Raw genomic sequence first — 22,959 nt, 5'->3', positions numbered from 1 at the left:
GTCATGGACCAGGCAAACCCTTTCGACACCCCCACCACGGCCAAGCTGCACCGCGCGGAATACCTCGTCGGCTTCGCCGTCACCACCGGTCTGATCATCGCGCACGCGGGTGAGATCCGCTGGGGGGTGGCCGTCGCGCTGTTCCTCTACATCGACCTCATCGGCTACCTCCCCGGCGCGATCGCCTACCGCCGCAGCCCCGACAAGGAGATCTCCAAGGTCTACTACGTCCTCTACAACACCATGCACAGCCTGGTCACCCAGGGCGCGGTGGCCGCCCTGTGGATCTGGCTGATCGGCCCCGAGTGGGCGCTGTTGCTGCTGCCCTGGCACCTCTTCGGCGACCGCGGCCTGTTCGGCAACTTCTACAAGCCCTTCGGCATGCACTTCGAGCCCGTACCCGAGCCCGGTTACCGCGAGCTGCTCGGCGGGCTGCACGGGCCGCTGCTGGCCCGCGCCGTCCCGCAGCACGGCAAGAAGGACAAGAAGAAGGACCCGGAGGGCCGGCGGCCGGTCGGCGCCAACCCGTGACCCTGCCCCCGGTTCCCTCCCCACCACCGTCGAAAGGACGCCGGATGCGCTACGAGGCGCTGTACGAACGGCTCAGGGACATCCTGGCCGGCAAGCTGCACGTGGACCCGGACCGCATCACGTACGACGCCACGCCCGAGGAGATCGAGCTGGACTCGCTCGCGCTCGTCGAGCTGTCCCTCGTGCTGGAGACGGAGCTCGGCATCCGGATCAGCGAGGACGACCTGGCCGAGGCCCCGACCGTCGGCGCCGTCGCCCGCCTGATGGCGGAGCGCAGCGCCGCGGCCGGGTCCTCGTGACCGGGGGACCGGCACGATCGCCGGGCGGCCGTACGGGTCAAGGGTGCAGGGCGGCCCAGGTGTTGGGGCCGACGAACCCGTCGGCGGTCAGCCCGACCGCCTGCTGGAAGTCCTTGACGGCGGCCAGGGTCGCCTCGCCGAAGATCTTGTCGACGGTCACGTTCCGGTAGCCGTAGACCTTGTTGAGGACGCACTGGGCGTGCCCGACCGCGTCGTTGGCGTGCCCCTTGCCGAGCTCCGGGTGGGTGCCGGTGTAGGGGCACAGCCGCCACTCGCCGTTGACGCCGTTGCGCACCTGCTCCCGCGCGGAGGGCGCGGCGCGCGCGGTCGCGGAGTCGCCTCCGGGCCCGAGTACCGGGCCGAGTGACAGCACGCTGCCGAGCAGGGCCGCCGTGACGAGCGCGTGGAGTCGTCCTGATGTCATGACGGGATCTCCCGGACTGTGGGGGACGGTGGGGTGAGGGGGCCCGGTGCGGGCCCCGGGGTCCGATGACGAGGGCGGGCCGGTCAGACCCAGGCGCACCGGGGGACACCCGGGTAGGGGTGCCGCGGTGTCTGCACGACCCGGGCGGGGACGACCCCCCACGCCTTGAGGCCGGGCTGGGTCACCACCTCGTCCCCCTGCGTGTAGTACCAGATCTTGGTCTGGCCCGGCGGGGCCTCGCCCTCCGTCCAGCACACGAACCAGCTCGGCGACAGCTTGAGCCTGCCGGTGACCGGCGCGTTGAAGGCGGACCGCCCGAGGACGTCCGTGGCGAGGTTGTCGCAGAACAGGTCCAGGGTGAAGGTGTTGCCCAGGTTGTCCTGGTGCCTTTGGTTGCGCAGCCCGCAGGTGGCCGCGGTGCCCGTCCCGCCGGCGGGCTCCGCCACCACGGCGGGGGCGCCGACGGCGAGGATCCCCAGGGACAGCAGGGCGGCCGTCCACGCCTTCCGGCCGTGTGCCCGGCGCTTCCCGGTCAGGTCCATCTCAGCCTCCGGAAGCCGTCGGGGCCGACCAACTGCACCGCGCCAGCCCCGGGACCGGGTGCTTCGTCACCTGTAGCTCGGCCGCCGGAAGGTAACCCCAGCCCTTCGTGCGCTTGTTGCCGGAGACGCTGTCGGCCTGCGTGTAGTACCAGATGTCACTGCCCTGCTGCGGGGTCCCTGGCTTCCAGCACACGAACCAGCTCGGCGAGAAGGCCATCCGCCCGTTGACGGGGCTCTGGGTCGTCGACTGGACCCGGGTGTTGACGAGGTTGTGCGGGCACACCACGTCGCCGAGGAAGTTCATCGGGGTCCAGTCGGTGTGCCGCGCGTCGGGCCGGACCTGGCAGGTGTCGGCGGCCACGGGCCCGGCGGCGGCCCCGGAGGCCGTGGAGGCGGGGGGTACGACCGGCAGCACCGCGCCCCCCGCCACGGCGGCGACGACCGCGGCCCGGCGGACGCGCCGGCCCGGTGCGCGGGTTCCGTGTCTTTCACGTCTGACAGCCATGTCCGCTCCTGGTGATTCGGCGACACACGAACGGCTGCCGGGGCGTCGGCCGCGGCCGCCCGGTAGGGACCGATACTGGCAGGGCGGTGTGAAGCCTGCCTGACATCCCGCTGACGGGCCCTCAGTCGGTGCCGGGGCCCGGGGCACGGCCGGGGAAGGCCGGTCCCCGGGCGCCGTTCACCCGCGGGTCACCGGGTGCGGTACGCGTCGGTGACGGTCTGCGTGAGGGTGTTGCCGTCGGTGTCGGTCAGCTCCGCCCGCAAGGAGACGCCGGTGCCCGCGCGGGTTGCGGACGAGGGCGGTCAGGGCGGTCAGGGCGGTCCGCCGCGGTCATCGCGAGGACCGCTCCGCCAGCAGCTCCCGGACCTCCGACCGTTCCGCCGCGCCCAGCCGCTCGTACGCGGCGAGCGCGTCCCGCCAGCACGCCCGTGCCCGCCCCTCCTGCCCGATCCGCGCGAGCGCGCGGCCCAGCAGCGTCAGGACGTGGGCGCTCCGCAGGTCGTCGCCCAGGTCGCGGAGGACGGTCAGGGCGAGGTCGGCGTGGCGGGCCGCCGCGGCCGGGTCGCCGGCCGCGAGCTGCGCGACGGTGAGGCGCCAGGCCGTCATCCCCTCCCACCAGCGCTGCCGGCCCGCCTGGAAGACCGCGAGCGCGTCGGCGAGACTCCGCACGGCCTCCTCCGGGCGGCCGCTCTCGGTCAGGGCGATGCCGTAGGCGTAGAGGGCGTTGGCCCGCCGCCAGGACGGTCCCGCGGCCTCGTAGCGGGCGAGCGCCCGCCCGGCGAGCTCCGCCGCGAGGGCCGGGCGGCCCATGTCCAGGTGCGCGCGGGAGAGGTTGCTGAGGGCGCTGGCCTCGCCCGGGAGGTTCCCGTCGGCGCGGAACCCCCTCAGCGCCGTCGCGAGGTGCCGCTCCGCCTCCTCGGGGCGCTTCAGCCATGTGGCGAGGGAGCCACGGAGGTTCGACGCCTGGCAGAGGGCCAGCGGGTCCGCGGTGACGGTCCCCAGGCGCACGGCCTGCCGGGCGTGCTCCTCGGCCCGGGCGAACCGCGCGGTCAGGCCGTGGTGGTAGGCCAGGATCGTGTGCGCGCGGCCCTCGGCCCGCGGGTCGCCGGTGTCCCGGGCGGCGGTCAGGACGGCGGCGGCCACTTGCCCGTACAGCCTGCGCCCCATGCCGTTCTCGGCCAGGTCCTTCACCACGAACAGCAGGTCGACGGAGCGCCGCAGGGTGTCGCCGGACGCCTGCTGCCGGACACAGGCCAGGAGGCAGGAGACCTCGGTGAGGAGCCAGTCGGTCGCCGCACGGCTGCCGGGGAAGGTGAGGCCGGGCACCGGGACCGGTTCCAGGTGGGTGCCGAGCCGGTCGCCCGGCCGGTCCACGGCGTAGGCCCGCGCGGCCGTGGCCAGGTAGAAGTCGAGGAGCCGGGACATGGCGGCGTCGCGCTCGGCGGGCGGCTCCTCCCGTTCGGCGCGGGCGCGCGCGTAGAGGCGCAGGAGGTCGTGGAGGCGGTAGCGGCCCGGGGTGGTGGATTCCAGCAGCGAGGTGTCGACGAGCGACTCCAGGACGTCCTCGGCCGCGTCGGGGTCCAGGTCCAGGAGGGCGGCCGCGGCGGGGAGGGAGAGGTCGGGCCCGTCCGGCAGGCCCAGGAGCCGGAAGGCGCGGGCCTGCCCGTGTTCGAGGTGGTGGTAGCCCAGGTCGAAGGTGGCCTCCACGGCCAGGTCGCCGGCGTGGAGTTCGTCGAGGCGGCGGCGCTCGTCGGCGAGTCTCCGGGCGAGGTGGGCGACGGTCCACGTGGGGCGGGCCGCCAGCCGGGAGGCGGCGATGCGCAGCGCCAGGGGCAGGAAGCCGCAGGCGGCGACGGTGTCCAGGGCCGCCTCGCGCTCCACACCCACCCGTTCCGCGCCGACGATGCCGGTGAAGAGGGCGAGCGCCTCGCCGGGGTCCATCACGTCGAGGTCGACGAGGCGGACGTTCTCCAGGTCGAACAGGCGGACCCGGCTGGTGACGAGCGCCGCGCACCCCTCCGCCCCGGGGAGCAGGGGACGGACCTGGGCGGCGTCGCGGGCGTTGTCGAGCACGACGAGCACGCGGCGGTCCGCGAGGAAGGAGCGGTAGAGCGCCGCGCGCTCCTCCGCGTTCCCGGGGATCGCGGAGTCGGCCGTGCCCATGGCGCGCAGGAACGCGCCGAGCACCGCGTCGGGTTCCGCCGGGCCGGGCCCGCCGCCCTGGAGGTCGGCGTAGAGCTGGCCGTCCGGGAAGTGGTGCCGGACGGCGTGGGCCACGTGGACGGCGAGGCTCGTCTTGCCGACGCCGCCGATCCCGGCGATGGCCGAAACCGCGGGCGCGCCGCCGCGCGGGCCGGTCAGCTGCGCCCGGAGCCCGGCCGCCAGGCCGGCGCGGCCGGTGAAGTGCGCGACGCGCGCGGGCAGCTGGGCGGGCCGTACGAAGGGGCAGGCGTGGCCCTGGGAGGGGTCCGGTACGGCAGCCAGGTCGGTGTCCGCCTGGAGGATGCGCTGCTGGAGTTCGGAGAGTTCGGGGCAGGGGTCGACGCCGAGTTCGTCGGCGAGGAGGCGGCGGGTGTCGGCGTAGACGGCGAGGGCTTCGGCTTGGCGGCCGCTGCGGTAGAGGGCGAGCATGAGGAGTTCGCGGAGGCGTTCGCGCAGGGGGTGGGCGGCGGTGAGGGCGGTGAGTTCGGAGACGGCCTCGGCGTGGGCGCCGACCTCCAGATCGAGGTCGAGGCGGGATTCGAGGAGGGTGAGGCGCCATTCCTCGAGGCGGGTGCGCTGGGTTTCGGCGAAGGGGCCGGGGAGTCCGGCCAGGGGTTCGCCGTCCCAGAGGTCGAGGGCTTCGTTGATGAGGTCGCGGGCGCGGGGGCGGTCGCCGGTGGCGCGGGCTTTTTCCGCGTCGGTGGCGAGGTGTTCGGCCCGGTCGGTGTCGAGGCAGCCTTCGCCGACGCGTATCGCGTAGCCGCCGGATTCGCTGACGAGGGCGTCGGCGTCGGGGCCGAAGACCTTGCGCAGTCGTGAGGCGTAGGTGCGCAGTGCGGCGAGGGCGGCGTGGGGTGGTTCCTCGCCCCACAGTGCGTCCACGAGTTCCGCCGCGGTGGCGGTGCGGCCGCCGCGCAGCAGCAGCGCGGCCAGGAGCGCGCGCTGCTGGGGCGAACCGGTGTGGAGGAGCTCCGCACCGCGCCGGGCCCGCACGGGCCCGAGCACGGAGAAGAGGAGCCGCGGTCGTCCGGGGGCCGCCACCGGCGCGCGGCCGGGGGCGTCGGATGCGGTGTCGGTCACGAGTGGTTCCAGGGGGTGGGGGACGGGGCCGGTCCGGGCCGGCCGCCGCGCTCGCCGGCCGTCGGCGGCCGGCCCGGCCCATCCCCCTGATCTTGTCCTGCCCGGAGGGTTCCCGTCCGGTCCATTCCCGGTCATCTCGTGCAGGAAGCGCGCCCGGGCGCGCGAGCGGGCCCCTCCCGTCAGGCCGGCTTCGCCTCGATGAGCTGGAAGACGTTCGGCGGCGGCATCGGGGTGATGCTGTCGACCCGGAACCCGGCGCCCGCGCACAGCTCGGTGAAGTCCGCCGCGGTGCGCTCCCTGCCGCCGACGTTCACGAGCATGTTGAGGTCGCTGAGGTACGTCAGGTCGGGGGCCTCCGGGGACACGGTCGCCGGCAGGACCGGCTCGATGATCAGGAGGGTGCCGTCGGCCGGGACGACCTTCCTGATGTGCCGCAGGATGGTCGTGCACTGCTCGTCGTTCCAGTCGTGGATGACGCTCTTCAGCATGTAGAGGTCACCGCCCGCCGGGGCCGAGGCGAAGAAGTCGCCGGTCTCCAGGGCGGTCCGGTCGGTGAGGCCCTCGCGGGCGAACCGCGCGGCGGCCTGGGCGAGGCCCTCGGCGGTGTCGTGGACGATGCCCCGGGTGCCGGGGTGCTCGCGCAGGACGGCGGAGAGCAGGGTGCCGTCGCCGCCGCCCACGTCCACGACGGTGCCGAAGCGGCCGAAGTCGTAGTGGCCGGGGAGGGCGTCGGCGAGGAGCCGCGTGGCCTGGCTCATCGCCGTGTTGAACTCGGCGGACAGCTCGGGGTGCGCCTTGAGGTGGCCGAAGAAGTCGGTGCCGAAGACCGAGTCGAAGGACGTCCGCCCGGTCCGTACGCTCTCCTCCAGGAGGTCCCAGCCGCGCAGCATCGCCGGGTCGGTGAACATCCGGGCCATGGAGAGCATGGTGTCCGGGGTGTCGGAGCGCAGCAGGTCCCCCGCCGCGGTGGTGGTGAACGTGCCGGGGGCCGTCTCGGTGAGCAGCCGCATCCCGGCCAGCGCCCGCAGCAGCCGGTGGGTGGCCCGCAGCTGGGTGCCGAGGTCGTCGGCGAGGCCGTCGGCCGTCCGCTCGCCCGTGCCGATCCGGTCGAAGATCTCCAGTCGTACGGCGGTCCCGAGCAGCTGTGTGCCCATCTGCCCGAAGGCCAGCCGTGCCACGGTGCCGCGCTCGTGCCAGCCCGCCGTCACACGCTCCTCGTCGTTTCCCGCCCCGGTCATGTGCGCCCCCTTTCGTCGTGGCGCCGTCCGGCGCCCCGTCACCTGCGCGCGGCATGCCCGGGTGTGCGCGTGGCATGCCGAAGGTCGGCGGCAGGATGCCGCCACCGCGCAGTTAGGTAAGCCTAAGTTGATGGTCGTCCGGATGGCAACGGCTTCCCGCGGCGGGATGGTCAGGCGCCCGCGGTCCGGGGCGGGGTGAGTGGGGGTCAAGGGTCCGGCGGCGCGTCCGCCCGCCACCGGTTGTCCCGGTCTCCTCACTCCCCGCAGCCCTTCCCGGGCGCAAGCGGAAGCTTGTAGGCCACACGCGATGCGGCCTCGGGCCCGCGTTCTTTCGCCTAGCTGATCGAGAAGCGGAAGCGTGTGCGAAGATTCCGTCCCCCGGTCCGTCCGGACCGGGTGACAAGGGGAAACATCGTGAAACAAACGACGTCAAGAACCGCTGTCGGAGCGGTACTGACGATGGCTGTCTCGGCCGTGCTCCTGCCCGTGTCGACCGCGAACGCGGCGCCGGCCCCGCGCGCCGCGGACGGCGCGACGACCAAGACGTTCGCCACCCTCGCCGACGCCGTCCTGACCAAGCGCACGGCGGCGCTCCTCGACGGCCGGTCCGCGCGGACCACGCCGAAGCCCGGCAACATACGCCTCTCGGCCGCGCTGGCGCGGACGGAGGACACCGGCCTGTCCACGCTCCGGACCCGCAAGACGCGCCTCGCGTCCCTGGGCGAGGCGTACACCGCCGGTGACACCCGGGTCTCCGTGGACTCGACCAGCGTCAAGGGCGGCCGGGCCACGGTCCGGGTCACCGAGGTCACCACGCTCACGTACAAGAAGATCCGCGGCGACGAGCCGTCGACGACCGGCTTCCGGGCCCACCACGAGCTGAACTTCAGCAGCTCGTCGGGCAAGTGGGAGCTGACCGGTATCCGGCCCACGGACTCCGGCCCGCGCCCCATCAACGAGCCCCGCACGGCGGTGGCGACGACGAACACCGGTGGCGGTCTCGACGGGACGCCCGCCGCCATCACGTGGCCCGCGCGGCCGCAGCCGAAGACGCGGGGCACCGCCGGCTACAACTACGCGGCCATGGCGGCCTACGCGGAGAAGTACTGGCGGAACTACAACCCCGCGTACCGCAAGTTCAACGACCAGGGCGGTGACTGCACCAACTTCATCAGCCAGGCCCTGCGGGCCGGCGGCTGGAAGAACGACTCGGGCGTCGCGACGGACTACCGCAACTGGTGGTACGACAACACCACCCAGACGACCTCCTGGGTCGGCGCCAACGAGTGGGCGTGGTTCACGCTCTCCTCCAAGCGCGCGGTCAACCTGGCGAACGTCTACCAGATGGACGTCGGCGACATCCTCCAGATGGACTTCGACCGGGACGGGTCCAAGGACCACTCCATGATCACCACGTACCGGAGCCGGGCCGGCGTCCCGTACCTGACGTACCACTCGACCAACACCTACCGGAAGTCGGTCGCGAGCATCATCGCCTCCAACCCGGGGGCGGTCTACTTCGCCTACCGCACCTGACGGTCCGACGGCGATGACCTCACCGCCCGGCTGAGGCCGGGCGGCGCGTGAGCACCGGCCCGTCCGGCCGCCGCGCCGCTGGGCCCCGCCTCCGGGCGGGGCCCACCGCGTTTCCCGCGGTCCTTCCCCGCCGGTGACGGCTTCGGAAATTGACCCCCGATTTTCGGTCCGGATTGCACCCTGCTCAAAGTCTTTAGTTTCCCCTAAAGTTGTGATCACAAGACGGCGAACACGCCGTGCAACGAGGGGAACAGCGCCATGACCGGCAACAACGCCGAGAACGCCCGGAAGTCCGACTTCACCGCCGTGCTCACCCGGGCCGCCGAGGCCGAGACCACCAGCGACCCCAGCAGCGTGATGACCCTGCTCGCCGACTCCGACACCACCGGCGGCCTGCTGACGAGCTACCGGTCGCACTTCGCCGAAGGCGCCGTGGGTGCCCCCGCGCACTTCCACACCCGCGCCGCCGAGCTCTTCTTCGTCATCGACGGCTCGCTGCGCGTCCTGGTGGACGAGGAGATCGTCGTGCTGAACGCCGGCGACTCCCTCGTCGTGCCGCCGCACACCCCGCACGCCTTCGCGGCGGCGCCCGGAAGCGAGGCCGACGTGCTGTTCGTCTTCACGCCCGGCATGGCCCGCTTCGACTACCTGCGGCTGCTGGGCCGTGTGATGCGGGGCGAGGCGAGCCCGCAGGAGATCAAGGACTCCTCCGAGCGCTACGACAACCACTACGTGGACAGCCCCGTCTGGCGCGCGGAGCTCGGCGCGTAGCGGTCCTCGTCCCCGGGCCGGTCGCGCCCTGTCCGCCGTGCCCGGGCCGCCGTGCCCGGGCACCGGCCCCTCCCGACACTCCGGAGATCCCTCCGGCTTGATCTCAACCATGCTTGAGGTTTTAGCGTTGAGGTAAGCCCGAGGACGACGGAGGAACCCCGATGGACATGGAAGTCACCGCCTGGACATCGCTGCACAGCGCGATGAACGCCCAAGAGGACCGGCGGCCGTTCTCCCGGGCGACGCTGCGCCGCATCACCGCCTTCGCGCGGCCGCACCGGCGGCGCCTCGGCCAGTTCCTGCTGCTGAGCGTGGTCATGGCACTCCTCGCCGTGGCCACCCCGGTCCTGGCCGGCCGGGTCGTCGACGCGCTCGTGAAGGGCGACGACGCGGGCACGGTCACCGGACTCGCCCTCCTCATCGCCTTGATCGCCGTCGCCGAGGCGGCCCTGGGCCTGCTCACCCGCTGGCTCTCCGCCACCCTCGGCGAGGGCCTCATCCTCGACCTGCGCACGGCGGTCTTCGACCACGTCCAGCGGATGCCGGTCGCCTTCTTCACCCGCACCCGCACCGGGGCGCTCGTCAGCCGCCTGAACAACGACGTCATCGGCGCCCAGCGCGCCTTCAGCAACACCCTCTCCGGCGTCGCCTCCAACCTCGTCACCCTGCTGCTGACGCTCGGCGTGATGCTCAGCATCTCCTGGCAGATCACCCTCCTCGCCCTCGTCCTGCTCCCCGTGTTCGTCGTCCCCGCCCGCCGCATGGGCTCCCGGATGGCCGGGCTCCAGCGCGAGGCGGCCCACCACAACGCCGCCATGGGCACCCAGATGACCGAGCGCTTCTCCGCCCCCGGCGCCACCCTCGTCAAGCTCTTCGGCCGCCCCGCAGACGAGTCCGCCGAGTTCGCCGCCCGCGCCCGGAAGGTACGGGACATCGGCGTCCGCACCGCCATGGCCCAGTCCGCGTTCATCACCGCCCTCACCCTCGTCTCCGCCCTGGCCCTCGCGCTCGTCTACGGACTCGGCGGCTTCTACGCGCTGCGCGGCAGCCTCGACCCCGGCGCCGTCGTCGCCCTCGCCCTGCTCCTCACCCGCCTCTACGCCCCGCTGACCGCCCTCGCCGGCGCCCGCGTCGAGGTGATGAGCGCCCTCGTCAGCTTCGAGCGGGTCTTCGAGATCCTCGACCTCGAACCGCTGATCGCCGAGAAGCCCGACGCCCGCCGGGTGCCGGACGGGCCCGTGTCCGTCGAGTTCGACGGCGTCCGCTTCGCCTACCCCGCCGCCGACAAGGTCTCCCTCGCCTCCCTGGAGGACGTCGCGACCCTCGACACCCGCGGCGGCACCGAGGTTCTCCACGACGTCTCCTTCCGCGCCGAACCCGGCCAGATGGTGGCCCTCGTCGGCTCCTCCGGCGCCGGCAAGTCGACCATGGCCCAGCTGCTGCCGCGCCTCTACGACGCCGACGCCGGCTCCGTACGCCTCGGCGGCGTCGACGTCCGGGACCTGACCGCCGAGTCCCTGCGCGACACCCTCGGCATGGTCACCCAGGACGGCCACCTCTTCCACGACACGGTCCGCGCCAACCTGCTCCTGGCCCGTCCCGGGGCCACCGAGGACGAGGTCTGGGACGCCCTGCGGCGGGCCCGCCTGGACGGCATGGTGGCCTCCCTGCCCGACGGCCTGGACACGGTCGTCGGCGAGCGCGGCTACCGGCTCTCCGGCGGCGAACGGCAGCGGCTGACCATCGCCCGCCTGCTGCTCGCCCGCCAGCGCGTCGTCATCCTCGACGAGGCCACCGCCCACCTCGACTCCACCTCCGAGGCCGCAGTCCAGGAGGCCCTGGGCGAGGCCCTGGAAGGCCGCACCGCCGTGGTCATCGCCCACCGCCTGTCCACCGTCCGGGCCGCCGACCTCATTCTCGTCGTCGAGGCCGGGCGCGTCGTCGAACGCGGCACCCACGCCGAACTGCTCGCCGCGCGCGGACGCTACGAGGAGCTGTACCGCACCCAGTTCCGGCGGGCCGAGTCCGAGCGGACGGCCGGGTCGGAGGCCGGCCTCTGACACCCGCCGCACCGGCCCGACGGGGTCCTGGAGGAGGCCGCCCGGTCCCGGGTCCTCCCCCGGGACCCCGTCCGTCTACCCTGGCTCCGACGGCGCGTACCCCTTTGCGGGGGCGCGACCCCTTTCACCGCAGGGAGAAGTGACGCTGTGCTGCGCACCATGTTCAAGTCCAAGATCCACCGGGCCACGGTCACCCAGGCCGACCTGCACTACGTCGGCTCGGTGACCGTCGACGCCGACCTCATGGAAGCGGCCGACCTGCTGCCCGGCGAGCTCGTCCACATCGTCGACATCGACAACGGCGCCCGCCTGGAGACCTACGTCATCGAGGGCGAGCGCGGCTCGGGCGTCATCGGCGTCAACGGCGCCGCCGCCCACCTCGTCCACCCCGGCGACCTCGTCATCCTCATCAGCTACGCCCAGGTCGACGACGCCGAGGCGCGCGCCCTCGTGCCCAAGGTCGTCCACGTGGACGCGGACAACCGGATCGTCGCCCTGGGCGCGGACGCCTCGGCCCCCGTCCCCGGCACGGACACCGAGCGCAGCCCGCACGCGCGCGTGGCGGAGCCGCTCGGCTGAGACCGGGCGGGGCGAGGAGTACGGGAGGGCGGTACGCCCGTGGCCCGAGGGTCGCGGGCGTACCGCCCTCGCGCATAACCGAAAGGGTCCCGGCGGAAGACGACCGGACATGTTTCGAAGATCTGGAGACATTCTGCCGCTCGTTCGATCTCCCTAGGGTTGAGGCATCAAGACAGCGACACCCTGATGAAAGACAAGGGAGACTTCCCATGCGGGCTGTAATCCAGAACTCCTTCGGCGGTCCCGAGGTCCTGCGGACCGTGGAGACCGAGCGCCCCACCCCGCTCGCCGCGGAGGTGCTCGTCCGGGTCCACGCCAGCGCGGTCAACCCGGTGGACGTGGCCGTCAGGTCCGGCGCCTTCCCGCTGCTGGGCGAGCCGCCGTTCGGAGTCGGCTGGGACATCTCCGGCGTCGTCGAGGAGGCCGGCCCCGGCGCCCGCTTCGCCGTCGGCGAGGAGGTCTACGGCATGCCGTTCTTCCCCCGCGCCGCGACCGGCTACGCCGACTACGTCGCCGTGCCCTCGCGGCAGGTGGCCCGCAAGCCCGCCTCCCTCGACCACGTGCACGCCGCCGCCCTGCCCTCGCCGCGCTCACCGCGTGGCAGGGCCTGGTGGACGCGGCCCGGATCGGTGCGGGCGACCGCGTCCTGATCCACCGCGCGGCCGGCGGCGTCGGCCACCTCGCCGTGCAGATCGCGAAGGCCCGCGGCGCCCATGTGACCGCCCTGGCCGGCGCGGCCAAGCACGACTTCGTCCGCGGCCTCGGCGCCGACGAGGTCATCGACTACCGCACCACCGACTTCACCGACGTGGTGCGCGACGCCGACGTCGTCTTCGACTCCACGGCCCAGGGCGAGCGCTCGCTGGGCGCCCTGCGCCCCGGCGGCACTCTCGTCAGCATCCTGGAGCACGGCGACCGGGAGCTCGCCGCCCGGGTCGAGGCGGCCGGGCGGCGCTTCGCCGGCATCTCGGTGGAGCCCGACTACGCGTCGCTGGAGGCGATAGCCGAGCTCGTGGACGCCGGGCGGATCCGCCCGCACGTCGACGCGACGTTCCCGCTCACCGAAGCCGCGAAGGCGCACGAGCTGGTCGCGGCCGGGACCGCCCGCGGCAAGATCGTCCTGACCGTCGCCTGAGCCCGGGGGCCCGTATCGTGGGAGGCCGGGAACGCCCGGAAGGCCGGGACGAGGGGACGGGGAGGACGATGGACATCCTGACCGAGGCGCTGGGTTCGATGCGGACCGGGAGCCCGGCGTCCGTCCGCACCGAGGGCCGCGCGCCCTGGGCCCTGCGGCTGCCGCCCGTCGTCGGCGCCGGCTTCCACGTCGTGCTCTACGGCACCTGCTGGCTGATCCCCCTGGAGGACGCTCCCGGGGACGGCCCGTCCCGCCCGGAACCGATCGCCCTGAGCCCCGGCGACGTGATCTTCCTGCGGGACGGCCGCGGCCACATCCTCGCCGACCACCCCTCCACCCCGGCCGAGGAGGAGCGGCCCGAGCAGTTCTGCCCGGGTTCCCCGATCGGCACGGTGACCCTGGGCGGCGACGGGCCCCGGACCAGCCTGCTGTGCGGCAACTACCACCTGGACCAGGGCCGCCCGCACCCGCTCGTCCGCCAGCTGCCCGCCGTGATCCACCTCCAGACGCGGCACGGCCACCACCCCGAGCTGAGCGCCGCCGTCCAGCTGCTCGGCGCGGAGCTGGAGAACCCGCGCATCGGGTCGGACGGCATCGTGCCCACGCTGATCGACTCGCTCCTCCTGTACATCCTGCGGGCCTGGTTCGAGGCCCAGCCGGCGGCGGCCGCCGAAGGCTGGGCCGCCGCGCTCGGCGACCCAGCGGTCGCCCCGGCCCTGGCCGCCGTCCACGACGACCCCTCGGCCCCGTGGACCGTGGAGGCGCTGGCCGAGCGGGCCGGCCTCTCCCGGGCCGCGTTCGCCCGCCGGTTCACCACCCTCGTCGGCGAACCGCCCATGGCCTACCTGACGCGCTGGCGGATGACCACGGCGGCGGAGCTCCTGCGGGAGTCCGACGCCCCGCTGACGGTCGTCGCCGCACGCACCGGGTACAGCTCGGAATTCGCCTTCGCCAAGGCGTTCAAGCGGGCGTACGGGCTGGCGCCCGGGGTGTACCGCCGAGGGCCGCGGGCGGCCTGACCGCGGTGTCCTGGGTGCCGGACGGGACGGAGCGGCGCCCGGGCCGCGACGTCACGGGCGTTCGCGGGCGGGACGCGGGTGGTACAGCGCCCGGGCGCGGGGAACGTCGAGGGGCTCGTCCTCGGATAGCCGCAGGAAGTGCCGCACCTGCCAGGCCTGTGTGCCCCGGGCCTGGCGGCTGGTGGTCGTCACCCACGGCGGATAGACGCGGAAGGCCCGCTTCCCGCCGGAACCGTCCACCGACACGATGTCCCGTTCGCGGAGCACCTCCAGCGGGAACACGAACTGCCCGAACCGGTCGCCCTCGCGGGTGCTGATGACGAAGAGGTCGACGGGGTCCGCGGCGTCGAAGGGCCGGATCGGCCCGCTCGCGGACCTCTGCCACACCGTGACGAACTGGCCGGCCTTCGTCGGCGTCGTCCTGGCCGTGCGGAACCGGACGGAGAGCCCGTCCAGGGTGAACGCGCACGCCCCGTACTCGGCGCTCTCCGCCTCGGGCACCGGCGGCGCGCACACGAACCCAGCCGGGTCGTACGCCAGCTCCTTGGCCCTCAGCAGATCGCCGGGGATCCCCGGCCCGCACGGCCAGGGTCCGGGGCCGCGGGTGCCGGGTCCCGAGAGGGCTTCACGTTCCGTCGACATCCCCGCATCCTGCCAGATGTCGAACGTGTGAACGAATTCATCCCATCGGGCTCCCCGCATCCGGACCGCTCGCCCCTCACCCGCAACGGCCCGGGGCCCCGCGCGTTACCCAAGGCGGCACACCCACCTCAAGGACGACCGGGGAACATGACTGACCACGACCATGGGCACGGATGGACCCGCCTGGGCACCGAGATCGTGCACGAGGGACCGCATCTCACCGTCCACCGCGACCGGGTGGTCCAGCCGCACGGCGCGGAAGGGACGTACGAACGCGTCGAGATCGCGGACGGCGCCCGCATCGTCCTGGTCGACGGGCAGCGCCGGGTGGCCTTCGTCGAGGACGCCTTCTACCCGCTGGGAACGCGACTGCTCCATGTCCCCGGCGGGGCGATCGGGAAGGGCGAGGACCCCCTGGACGCGGCGCGGCGGGAGTGCGAGGAGGAGACGGGCTGGTACCCGCGCGAGCTCCGGCACCTGACCGCCTTCCACCCGCTCCCGTCCCGGACCCCGGCCGTCGTGCACCTCTACCTCGCCACGGACCTTTTCCGGGGCACCGTCCGGCGCGACCCGACCGAGGCCGGCATGACCCTGCGGTGGCTGCCCTTCGAGGCGGCCGTGGACGCCGTCCGGTCGGGCGAGATCTCCGAGGCGGCGAGCGTCATCGGGGTCCTGCTGGTGGAGCGTGCCCTCACGGTCTGAGTCCGTACGGGGGCGGCACGTTCTTCCGCCGGATCGATCGCCCGGCCTGTCCTTCCGCCGTCTCGATGGCCTTGCCGGGCCCCCGCTTTCAGCCCGCGCGCCGTGCGATGAGCGCCTCCAGCCCGTCCAGGATGCGCTGGAGGCCGAACTCCAGCGCCTGGTCCTGCTCCCCGGGCGCGGCGGCCGAGGCCAGGGCGGCGCCGAGCGCCGGATAGCGCTCGCCGTGCTCGTCCATCAGCCGGCCGAGGACGGCGGCCAGTTGCTTCTCGGGGCCGCCTGCCGGGCCGGCCGCGCGGGACTGCTGGGCGATCCCGCGGACATGGCTGGTGAGCAGGACGACGGCGTCCATCCGCTCGGCGCCGGAGAGGCCGGTGCCGTCCAGGGCGGCCAGGGCGCGTTCCATCCAGCCGAGCTCCCGGGGGCCCATGACGCGCGTGCCGATCGTGGCGTCGAGCAGCCACGGATGCTCCTGGAACACCGCCACCAGCCGGTGCGACCACGCGCCGAGCCGCTCCCGCCAGCCGTCCTGCCCCGTGTCCTCGGCCGGTGCCTCGCCGATCGCGGTGTCCACCATCAGCGCGACGAGTTCGGCCCTGCCCGGCACGTACCGGTAGAGCGACATCTTCGTGAACCCGATCAGCTCGGCGAGGCGCTGCATGGACAGCGCGGCGAGCCCTTCCGCGTCGGCGATCTCGATGGCGGCGCGGGCGATCCGGTCGAGGTTCAGGGCGGGTTTCGGACCGCGCCGGGGCTTGACCGGCGGCTCCCAGAGGATCCGTACCGTCTCCGCCCACTCGTCCCGCTCGTCGCTCATCGCCACCACGCTCCCGCGTCCGCGCTTGCCAGGTCCAGAAACTGTGTCTACCGTACACAACAAGAAACAGCGTCCACCGGACACAGTTGTTCGGGGCGCGTCGACCCCCAAGGGAAGTGGTTCGCGTGAGCAAGAAGATCCTCGTCTCCGGTGCCGGCATCGCGGGCCCCGCGCTCGCCTACTGGCTTGGCCGCCACGGCTTCGACGTCACCGTCGTCGAACTCGCGCCGGGCCCGCGCGAAGGCGGCCAGGCCGTCGACTTCCGCGGTGACACCCACCTGGGCGTGCTGGAGCGGATGGGCGTCCTCGACCGCCTGCGGGGGATCGCCACCGGCGGCAGCCCCATGCGCTTCGTCGACGGGAACGGCGCCGGACTCCTCCACCTCCCGGCCGACTTCGCCGGCGGTGACCTCGAAGTACTCCGCGGCGACCTCGCCCGCGCCCTTCACGAGCACAGCCTCCCGTACGCCACCTATGTCTTCGGGGACACGATCACCTCGCTCACCGAGACGGCGGACGGCGTACGGGCCACCTTCCGCCACGGCGCCCCGGCCGACTTCGACCTCGTGATAGGCGCGGACGGACTGCACTCCCACGTGCGGCGGCTCGCCTTCGGCCCCGAGAAGGACTACGTGACCCACCTCGGCCACTACGCCGCCACCTGGAGCCTGCCCAACTACCGCGGCATGGACCCCGGTGAGGGCTCCGTCGGCTACAACGCCCCCGGCAGGCTGGCCAGTATGGGCGCCGACCACCGCGACCCCGGGCGGGCCGGCGCCTTCTTCGTCTTCGCCTCGCCCGAACTCTCCTACGACCGCCACGACACCCGGCGCCACAAGGAGCTGATCACCGAGGCCTTCGCCGGACTCGGCTGGGACGTCCCCCTGCTCCTCGGCACCCTCGAAGCGGCGCCCGAGGTCTACTTCGACTCCATCAGCCGGGCGGACGTGGACGCCTGGTCCACCCCCTCCGGCCGGGTCGCCCTCGTCGGCGACGCCGCCTGCGGCGCCACCATCGGCGGCATGGGCACCGGCACCGGCATCGTCGCCGCCTACATCCTGGCCGGCGAACTCGGCCGGACGCCCGACGACCAGCGCGCGGCCCTCGCCCGGTACGAGAACCTGACGCGCGGCTACGCCCAGGGCTGCCAGAAGGGTGGCGACCGCACCGGCAGGTTCCTCGCACCCGGCACCGCCTGGGGGCTCCGCCTCCGCAACGGTCTGCTGAGCAGGCCGTGGATCCTCAACCGGATGCTGGAGGAAGGCAAGAAGGTCACGAACACGATCGCTTTGCCCGACTACCTGGGCGGCCTCAGAGTCACGGGCCGGTGAGCGGGGCCGAGGGGAACCGGGTCACCGGGCGGTGTCGGGGCGGGGAGGCGGCTCAGGGGTGCCGATCACTTCAGAACGTGAGCGCGCCGAGGTCGACCGCGGCCGCCATGGCCAGGGCACCGGCGTCGTTGAGGTGCATGCCGTCCCCGCAGTCGAATTCGGGGCGGATGCGGTCCGGCCGGGCCGGGTCCTCCACGGCGCGGGCGACGTCGAAGACCGAGTCGAAGGTGTCGGCGGTGCGGATCCACTCGTTGACCTCGCGCCGGGCGGCGAGGCCCTCGGGGGTGTTGTGGCCCGGGTGGACCGCGCCGGCGAACGGGCCGATGGTCGCGGCGTGGATCGTCAGCCCGGCGTCGTGCGCGCGGCGGGCCAGGTCGGTGAACCCGGCCGTCAGCTCGCCGGCCGTGGCGGGGGGCAGGCCGATCATTCCGGGCAGGCCCAGGTCGTTGATGCCGAAGTTCACCAGGACGTGGGCGGCGCCGGGCACGGACAGCACGTCCCGCTCGAAACGGGCCAGGGCGTGCTCGCCGACCCCGTCGGTGAGCAGCCGGTTTCCGGCGATGCCCTGGTTGACGGCCCAGCCGCGCTCCAGCCGCCGGTTGAGAGCGTCGACGGAGCGCCGGTTGGCGCCGAGAGTGGTGCCGACGCCCTCGAACCAGGAGTCGCCGAACGCGACGGCGACCGCCGTGCCTTCGGCCGCGAGCACGTCGATCCCGGTCACGTAGAACCTGGCCTCGACCTGCTCGGCTCCGGGGAGGGCCGAGGCCCCGGCCCGGTTGCCGCCGGTGACGTAAGCCGTCTCGACGGGCATGTGAGAGTAGGTGGCCGGGCCGGTCTCCGCCGGCAGGTAGAGGCTGAGCACGAGATCGGTGCCCGCCCGGACGGGCAGTTCGACCGGGTCGCTGACCGCCTCACCGCCCGCCGGGACCGTCACCCGCGCCGAGCCGTCGAACCGCACACCGGTGTCGGTCCCGGCGACGATCTCGTCGGCCGTCCTACGCTCGGCCACCCGGGCTTCGGCGACGGTCAGCGGGGCGCGGCCGTAGCGGTTGGAGAGCCGTACGCGTATCCGTTCGCCGCCGCCGGCCATGTACAGGATCTGACGGACCGTCTGGTCGTGGAAGCCGCGCGGTTCGGAGAACCGGATCCTCTCGTACGGGCTGATCACCGCGCTGCGGAATCCCGCCACCCACTGCTGGGTCATGACGCGCCTTTCTCTCGGGTGCCTGTGGTTCGTACGGTCGACTTGGTGAGTGTGGTCTTGCGGGGGAGTGCGGCCCGGGCCGGCACGGTCTCCGTCCGGGTGCCGCGCAGCCGTCCCGCGAGGGCCGCGCTGACGGCCAGTGTGATCAGGCAGAGGGCGGACAGGGCGAGGGGCAGGGCGCCGACGCCGTACGTCTCGATGACCGCGCCCAGCACGGGTGGGAAGGCGACGGAGCCGAGCATGGCCGCGGCGATGACGTAGGCCATGGCGTTGCCCGCGGCGGGGGCGGAGCGGTTCAGCCAGTTCAGGCCGTTGGGGAAGACGGGGCCGATGCACAGCCCGGCCGCCGCGTACGCCCAGGGGGCGAGACCCGGCACCGGCAGCAGCAGCACGCTGACGGTCATCAGGGCGCAGGAGCCGGTCACGATCGTGGCGGGTGACCAGCGGCGGGCGAGCGGGACGACGAGGAAGCGGCCGGCGGTCATGGCCAGCCAGTACGCCGATGTCGCGGCGGTCGCGCCGGTCATGCTCCGGCCGAGCGCGTGCAGGTGGGTGGGCTCCCAGTTGCCGATGCCGCTCTGCACCGCGAAGTGCAGCATGTAGACGGCCACGAACCCGGCGAGCACGACGGCCGGGCCGCGGCCGCCCCGGCGGCGGGCGGGGGAGGCCCCGGCGAGTTCGGAGGGCGTCGGACGGGCGCGGATCCCGCGGACGCACGCCAGAGGGATCAGGGTCAGGAGGCCGATCGTCACGAACGTGGCGCCGTAGTGGTCGGGGCCGGTGACGGCGATGACGGTGGGCGCCAGGACCGTGCCGAGCCCGAAGCAGCCGTGGGCCACGTTGAGCAGGGCCGGTCCGCGGGAGCCGAGCCCGATGAGGAACAGCCGGCTGACGGCGAAGTCGACGCCGCCGAGGCCGAGTCCCGTGACGACCGCGGCCGCCAGCACCATGGGCCAGGTCCCGGAAAGGCCGAAGGTGACGGTGCCCGCCAGCATGGTCAGGTAGGACGAGGTGAGCAGGGCCCGGTTGCCGATGCGGTGGTGGACGGCGTTGAAGCCGAGGACGCCCACCACCGCGCCGAGCGACTGGGCGGCCAGGGGCATCCCGGCCGTCGGCTCCGACAGACCGAACCGGTCACGCAGGGCGGGGACCACCGGTCCGTACAGGGCGATCAGCGCGCCGATGATCACCATGCCCGCGCAGGACGCCGCCACGGCGGTACGGGTGAGCAACGGCCCCTGCCCGCCGTGGGGAGAGGGTAAGCCGCCCCGGGCCGTCACGGCGTGTCCTCGCCGGTGGGCGCGAGCGCGGCCAGGAAGACGGTCACATGCTCGGCCGCCGCCTCCCGGGCGGCCTTCGGGTCGCCGCCGTCGATCGCCTCCAGGATGCGGGCGTGCCCCGGGTCGCCGTAGTGCTCCCGGGGCCGGCGCACGCCGCCGAGCCGGACCGAGTCCCGGACGGGGCCGAGCATGCTGCCGTACAGCCGGATCAGCACGGGGTTGCCCGCGGCCTCGACCACGGCCGTGTGGAACTCCACCGCCGCCTGCTCGAACTCGCGGGCCCTGCCGTCCCGGTGGGCCGCCGTCTGACGCTCGTACACCGCCGCGAGACGGTCCAGGTCGGCCCGGCTCCGCCGTTCGGCGGCGAGTCCGGCCGCCTCCACCTCCAGGCCGCGCCGGGTCTCCAGGACGTGGCGGAGCTCGGCGTCGGCCAGGTAGCGGGTCAGGACGGTGTCGACCTCATGGGTCCCGCGTACGAACGTCCCCCGGCCCTGCGCGGTCTCCAGCAGGCCCACGTGGACCAGGGCCTGTACCGCCTGACGCAGCGTGCTGCGGCTGACCCCGAGTTCTTCCACGAGCTCGTCCTCGATGGGGATCTTGCCGCCCATCGGCCATCTGCCGCTGACGATCTCGGACTTCAGCCGGTCGATGGTGCCTTCGATCAGTGCCGAACGCGGTACTGCGCGCACTTCGCCCACCCCTTGATGGAACGTATCATCATCCCTTAGTTAGCTCACCCTAACTTATTGGGGAGTCGGCGTGGGGCCGGGATTGTTCGCGCGGCGCACGTCCATGACGAGCCGTGCGCGACGTCCCCTACGGGAGCGAGCGGGAGGCGACGTGCTCCAGCCGCTCCGCGAAGACCTTCCCCGCATCGGGCGTGAGGGTGCGGAGGGCGACCATGGCGGTCAGTATGACGTCGCAGAGCTCTTGTTCGACGTCGTGCCAGGTATGGCCGGCGCCCTTGCGGGGGTTGTAGCGGGTCGCGCCGATGACGGCCTGGGCGACCTCGCCGATCTCCTCGGTGAGCTTCAGTACGCGCATGGTCCGGTGCGTCCGGTCCGGCGCGGGGTTGCTCTCGGCCAGCCATTCCTTGAGCCGGGCGACTGTGGCCCAGATGTGCTCGTCCATCGCTGCGCTCCTCCGTGGGATCGCTGAGGCGGGCGGGGCTCCGACGCTACCGGCCTTCGGCCGGCGGGCGGGCAGCGATCTGGACGGGTGCCTCCGGTGGAGTGCCGAGGTGGTGTCCACCACCAGGGCTCGGGCGCCGGGGTGCCCGAGAGCATGGCCAATTGTTCGCGGGCCGCCGCCGGTTCGCACCGGCGACGGCCCGCTTCCTCGCCTTCGGTGACAACAGCTCAGATCAGGTCTGGCCAGCGGATCTACTTGGAGCAGGTCTGGTCACCGGCGGGCAGTTCGCCGGTTGCCAGGTACTGGTTGACCTTGTCGTCGACGCAGGAGTTCTCGTAGAGGCCGTAGATCGCGTGCCGGTTGGCGCCCTGGAGGGTGATCAGCTTGGAGCTCGGCAGCAGGCCGTGCAGGGCGACGGCCCCCTTGTGCGTGGTGCGTGGGTCGCCGGTGGCGGACACGATCAGTGCCTTGGCGTCGTGCTTCACCTGGGTGGGCTCCTCGCGGGGGCGGTCCCAGAAGGCGCACGGGCCGATGTTGTCGGCCAGCGCGCCGAAGCGCGGGTACGCGGCACGGCCGCGCTCGATGTCCCGCCAGTAGACCTCGGGGTCGCGCGGGGCCGCCCTGTCCCCGCAGATGATCGCGGTCTGCGCGCTGCCGTAATGCGACCGCTCGCCGGTCATCGCGAGCCGCAGGGTCGCGGCGAACTGCTTCGAGATATGGGCCGGCTGCCCGGCCGCGGCCTTGTTCAGCACGGAAACCTGCTCGGCGAGCGACGCGCGGGACGTGTCGGTGTCGCTGTCGACCCCAGCGAGCAGGAGGAACGGGATGTGGGTGTCGTCGAGCCGGAAGGTCTCGGGCGCGGTGCCGACGGTCAGCGGGGCGCGCGCGGACGTCCTGATGAGACGGTCGACGGTGGCGAGGACCTGGGCGCGGGTGCGGCCGAGGCCGTAGGTGTCGTCACGGGCGGCGGCCCACGTGGCCCAGTCGGCGAGCGCCCGCTCGTTCTCGCCGACGGACTCCTGGAGCAGCCGGGGGCTGAACTTGCGCGGGTCGATGGCACCGTCCAGGACCACGCGGTCGGTGCGGCCGGGGAACATCTGGGTGTAGACGGTGCCCAGGTACGTACCGTACGAGTAGCCGAAGTAGGAGATCTTCTTCTCGCCGAGCGCGCCGCGGATGACGTCCATGTCGCGGGCCGTGTTGCGGGTGCTGACGTGCGGCAGCACGGAGGCGTTGGTGGCGCGGCACTTGGCCGCCAGATCCTTCTGGAAGGCGACCTGGCGCTCGAAGCTCGCCCGGCCGAGACCGGCCGAGAAGAGATTGGTGCCGACGGGCCAGCCGCAGTCCAGCGGCGTGCTGCGGCCCACGAAGCGCGGATCGAAGCCGACGATGTCGTACCGCGGGCCGGCCTTCTTCATCCACGTGTGGAATTCCGGCGGGGAGTCGACGGCGGTGCCGCCGGGACCGCCGTTGTTGAGCAGGATCGAGCCGATGCGGTGGCGGGTGTCGGTGGCCTTGAGCCGGGATATCGCGACGGTGATCGTACGACCCCGCGGGTCGGCGTAGTCGAGCGGCACGGTGACGTCCGCGCACCGCACGCCGGCCTTGTCCAGACCGCGGCCCATGGTGTCGTCCGGGCCGGTGACGCAACTGCCCCAGGCCGGACGCTGGTTGTAGTAACGGTCGAGCCCGGCCCCGGATCCCGGCGCGGTGGGGGCGGCCGTGGCCGTGACGGCGGGGGTGGCGCCCAGGCAGGCGGCGAGGGCGAGTCCCACGGCCGCGGTGCGGCGCGCGGCGGGGCTGGGGGTGGTCATGAAGTCTCCTTGAGGGGATGGGTGCCGGAGCGGTCGGGAGTACGTGCCGTACGCGCCGCGTCGCCCGTGGGTAAGGCCACCGCCATCACGGTCCGCGCGCCGGCCGACACCGCTGAGGGG

At 73.4% G+C, this 22,959-nt stretch carries 21 protein-coding genes and 1 pseudogene; 10 read left to right on the top strand and 12 right to left on the bottom strand.

Annotation, left to right across the window (positions count from 1 at the left end; translation table 11 throughout):
• The first annotated feature begins 3 nt into the window (after nt 1-3).
• The gene (locus SMD11_RS02490) at nt 4-531 is read left to right on the top strand and encodes a hypothetical protein (protein ID WP_234365857.1); all 528 of its coding nucleotides are present in this window, start codon (nt 4-6) and stop codon (nt 529-531) included.
• Nucleotides 532-575: 44 nt separating this feature from the next.
• Nucleotides 576-830 carry an acyl carrier protein gene (locus SMD11_RS02485; RefSeq protein ID WP_324614678.1) on the top strand — a complete coding sequence of 85 codons (255 nt, stop codon included), beginning with the start codon at nt 576-578 and terminating at the stop codon, nt 828-830.
• Nucleotides 831-867: 37 nt separating this feature from the next.
• On the opposite strand, the gene SMD11_RS02480 is transcribed toward SMD11_RS02485, so the two are convergent.
• The 5 genes from SMD11_RS02480 to SMD11_RS02460 form a co-directional block, all read right to left on the bottom strand.
• Nucleotides 868-1,254, bottom strand: a complete 387-nt coding sequence (locus SMD11_RS02480) for a peptidoglycan-binding domain-containing protein (protein ID WP_087924837.1) — start codon at nt 1,252-1,254, stop codon at nt 868-870.
• Between the two features lie 83 nt (nt 1,255-1,337).
• Nucleotides 1,338-1,796, bottom strand: a complete 459-nt coding sequence (locus tag SMD11_RS02475; protein ID WP_087924836.1) for a hypothetical protein — start codon at nt 1,794-1,796, stop codon at nt 1,338-1,340.
• Between the two features lies 1 nt (nt 1,797).
• Complete coding sequence (locus SMD11_RS02470) at nt 1,798-2,301, bottom strand: hypothetical protein (protein WP_087924835.1); 504 nt, start codon at nt 2,299-2,301, stop codon at nt 1,798-1,800.
• Nucleotides 2,302-2,631: 330 nt separating this feature from the next.
• Nucleotides 2,632-5,583: a BTAD domain-containing putative transcriptional regulator gene (locus SMD11_RS02465; protein WP_418952402.1), complete on the bottom strand. Its 2,952-nt coding sequence runs from the start codon at nt 5,581-5,583 to the stop codon at nt 2,632-2,634.
• A gap of 179 nt (nt 5,584-5,762) precedes the next feature.
• A complete protein-coding gene (locus SMD11_RS02460) occupies nt 5,763-6,821 on the bottom strand; it encodes a methyltransferase (RefSeq protein WP_087924833.1) in 1,059 nt (352 codons plus the stop codon).
• 459 nt (nt 6,822-7,280) lie between these two features.
• Between SMD11_RS02460 and SMD11_RS02455 the strand changes: the two genes are divergently transcribed.
• From SMD11_RS02455 to SMD11_RS02430, 6 genes and pseudogenes are all read left to right on the top strand, one after another.
• Nucleotides 7,281-8,357: an amidase domain-containing protein gene (locus tag SMD11_RS02455; protein WP_087924832.1), complete on the top strand. Its 1,077-nt coding sequence runs from the start codon at nt 7,281-7,283 to the stop codon at nt 8,355-8,357.
• A gap of 258 nt (nt 8,358-8,615) precedes the next feature.
• The gene (locus tag SMD11_RS02450) at nt 8,616-9,128 is read left to right on the top strand and encodes a cupin domain-containing protein (RefSeq protein WP_087924831.1); all 513 of its coding nucleotides are present in this window, start codon (nt 8,616-8,618) and stop codon (nt 9,126-9,128) included.
• Nucleotides 9,129-9,289: 161 nt separating this feature from the next.
• On the top strand, nt 9,290-11,188 hold the full coding sequence (locus tag SMD11_RS02445) for an ABC transporter ATP-binding protein (protein ID WP_087924830.1): 1,899 nt from the start codon (nt 9,290-9,292) through the stop codon (nt 11,186-11,188).
• Between the two features lie 147 nt (nt 11,189-11,335).
• Nucleotides 11,336-11,767: an aspartate 1-decarboxylase gene (panD, locus tag SMD11_RS02440; RefSeq protein WP_087924829.1), complete on the top strand. Its 432-nt coding sequence runs from the start codon at nt 11,336-11,338 to the stop codon at nt 11,765-11,767.
• Between the two features lie 209 nt (nt 11,768-11,976).
• A pseudogene (locus tag SMD11_RS02435) lies at nt 11,977-12,902 on the top strand (NADP-dependent oxidoreductase).
• A gap of 68 nt (nt 12,903-12,970) precedes the next feature.
• A complete protein-coding gene (locus tag SMD11_RS02430; protein ID WP_087924828.1) occupies nt 12,971-13,921 on the top strand; it encodes an AraC family transcriptional regulator in 951 nt (316 codons plus the stop codon).
• Between the two features lie 51 nt (nt 13,922-13,972).
• Here the strand turns inward: SMD11_RS02430 and SMD11_RS02425 are convergent, their stop codons facing one another.
• Nucleotides 13,973-14,563, bottom strand: a complete 591-nt coding sequence (locus SMD11_RS02425; protein ID WP_087924827.1) for a MepB family protein — start codon at nt 14,561-14,563, stop codon at nt 13,973-13,975.
• A 147-nt stretch (nt 14,564-14,710) separates the two neighbouring features.
• On the opposite strand from SMD11_RS02425, the gene SMD11_RS02420 reads away from it, so the two are divergent.
• Nucleotides 14,711-15,265, top strand: a complete 555-nt coding sequence (locus SMD11_RS02420; protein ID WP_087924826.1) for an NUDIX domain-containing protein — start codon at nt 14,711-14,713, stop codon at nt 15,263-15,265.
• 88 nt (nt 15,266-15,353) lie between these two features.
• On the opposite strand, the gene SMD11_RS02415 is transcribed toward SMD11_RS02420, so the two are convergent.
• Nucleotides 15,354-16,079 carry a TetR/AcrR family transcriptional regulator gene (locus SMD11_RS02415; RefSeq protein WP_087924825.1) on the bottom strand — a complete coding sequence of 242 codons (726 nt, stop codon included), beginning with the start codon at nt 16,077-16,079 and terminating at the stop codon, nt 15,354-15,356.
• Nucleotides 16,080-16,204: 125 nt separating this feature from the next.
• On the opposite strand from SMD11_RS02415, the gene SMD11_RS02410 reads away from it, so the two are divergent.
• Entirely contained in the window at nt 16,205-17,410 is a 1,206-nt protein-coding gene (locus tag SMD11_RS02410) for an FAD-dependent monooxygenase (RefSeq protein ID WP_087924824.1), read from the top strand.
• Nucleotides 17,411-17,480: 70 nt separating this feature from the next.
• On the opposite strand, the gene SMD11_RS02405 is transcribed toward SMD11_RS02410, so the two are convergent.
• The 5 genes from SMD11_RS02405 to SMD11_RS02385 all read right to left on the bottom strand — a co-directional run bounded on the left by SMD11_RS02405 (nt 17,481) and on the right by SMD11_RS02385 (nt 22,839).
• A complete protein-coding gene (locus tag SMD11_RS02405) occupies nt 17,481-18,614 on the bottom strand; it encodes a GDSL-type esterase/lipase family protein (protein WP_087924823.1) in 1,134 nt (377 codons plus the stop codon).
• Entirely contained in the window at nt 18,611-19,846 is a 1,236-nt protein-coding gene (locus tag SMD11_RS02400) for an MFS transporter (RefSeq protein WP_234365856.1), read from the bottom strand. Before SMD11_RS02400 ends, SMD11_RS02405 begins: the two co-directional genes overlap by 4 nt.
• A gap of 44 nt (nt 19,847-19,890) precedes the next feature.
• The gene (locus SMD11_RS02395) at nt 19,891-20,583 is read right to left on the bottom strand and encodes a FadR/GntR family transcriptional regulator (protein ID WP_159395191.1); all 693 of its coding nucleotides are present in this window, start codon (nt 20,581-20,583) and stop codon (nt 19,891-19,893) included.
• 127 nt (nt 20,584-20,710) lie between these two features.
• A complete protein-coding gene (locus SMD11_RS02390; protein ID WP_087924821.1) occupies nt 20,711-21,025 on the bottom strand; it encodes a MazG-like family protein in 315 nt (104 codons plus the stop codon).
• A 251-nt stretch (nt 21,026-21,276) separates the two neighbouring features.
• Nucleotides 21,277-22,839, bottom strand: coding sequence for an alpha/beta hydrolase (locus SMD11_RS02385; protein WP_087924820.1), 1,563 nt, complete (start codon nt 22,837-22,839; stop codon nt 21,277-21,279).
• Nucleotides 22,840-22,959: the final 120 nt, after the last annotated feature.

It is taken from the genome of Streptomyces albireticuli (assembly GCF_002192455.1).
In the GTDB taxonomy this organism is placed as follows: domain Bacteria; phylum Actinomycetota; class Actinomycetes; order Streptomycetales; family Streptomycetaceae; genus Streptomyces; species Streptomyces albireticuli_B.
Note: the sequence above shows the minus strand (reverse complement) of the source record. Positions and strands in the feature narration are given on the sequence as shown.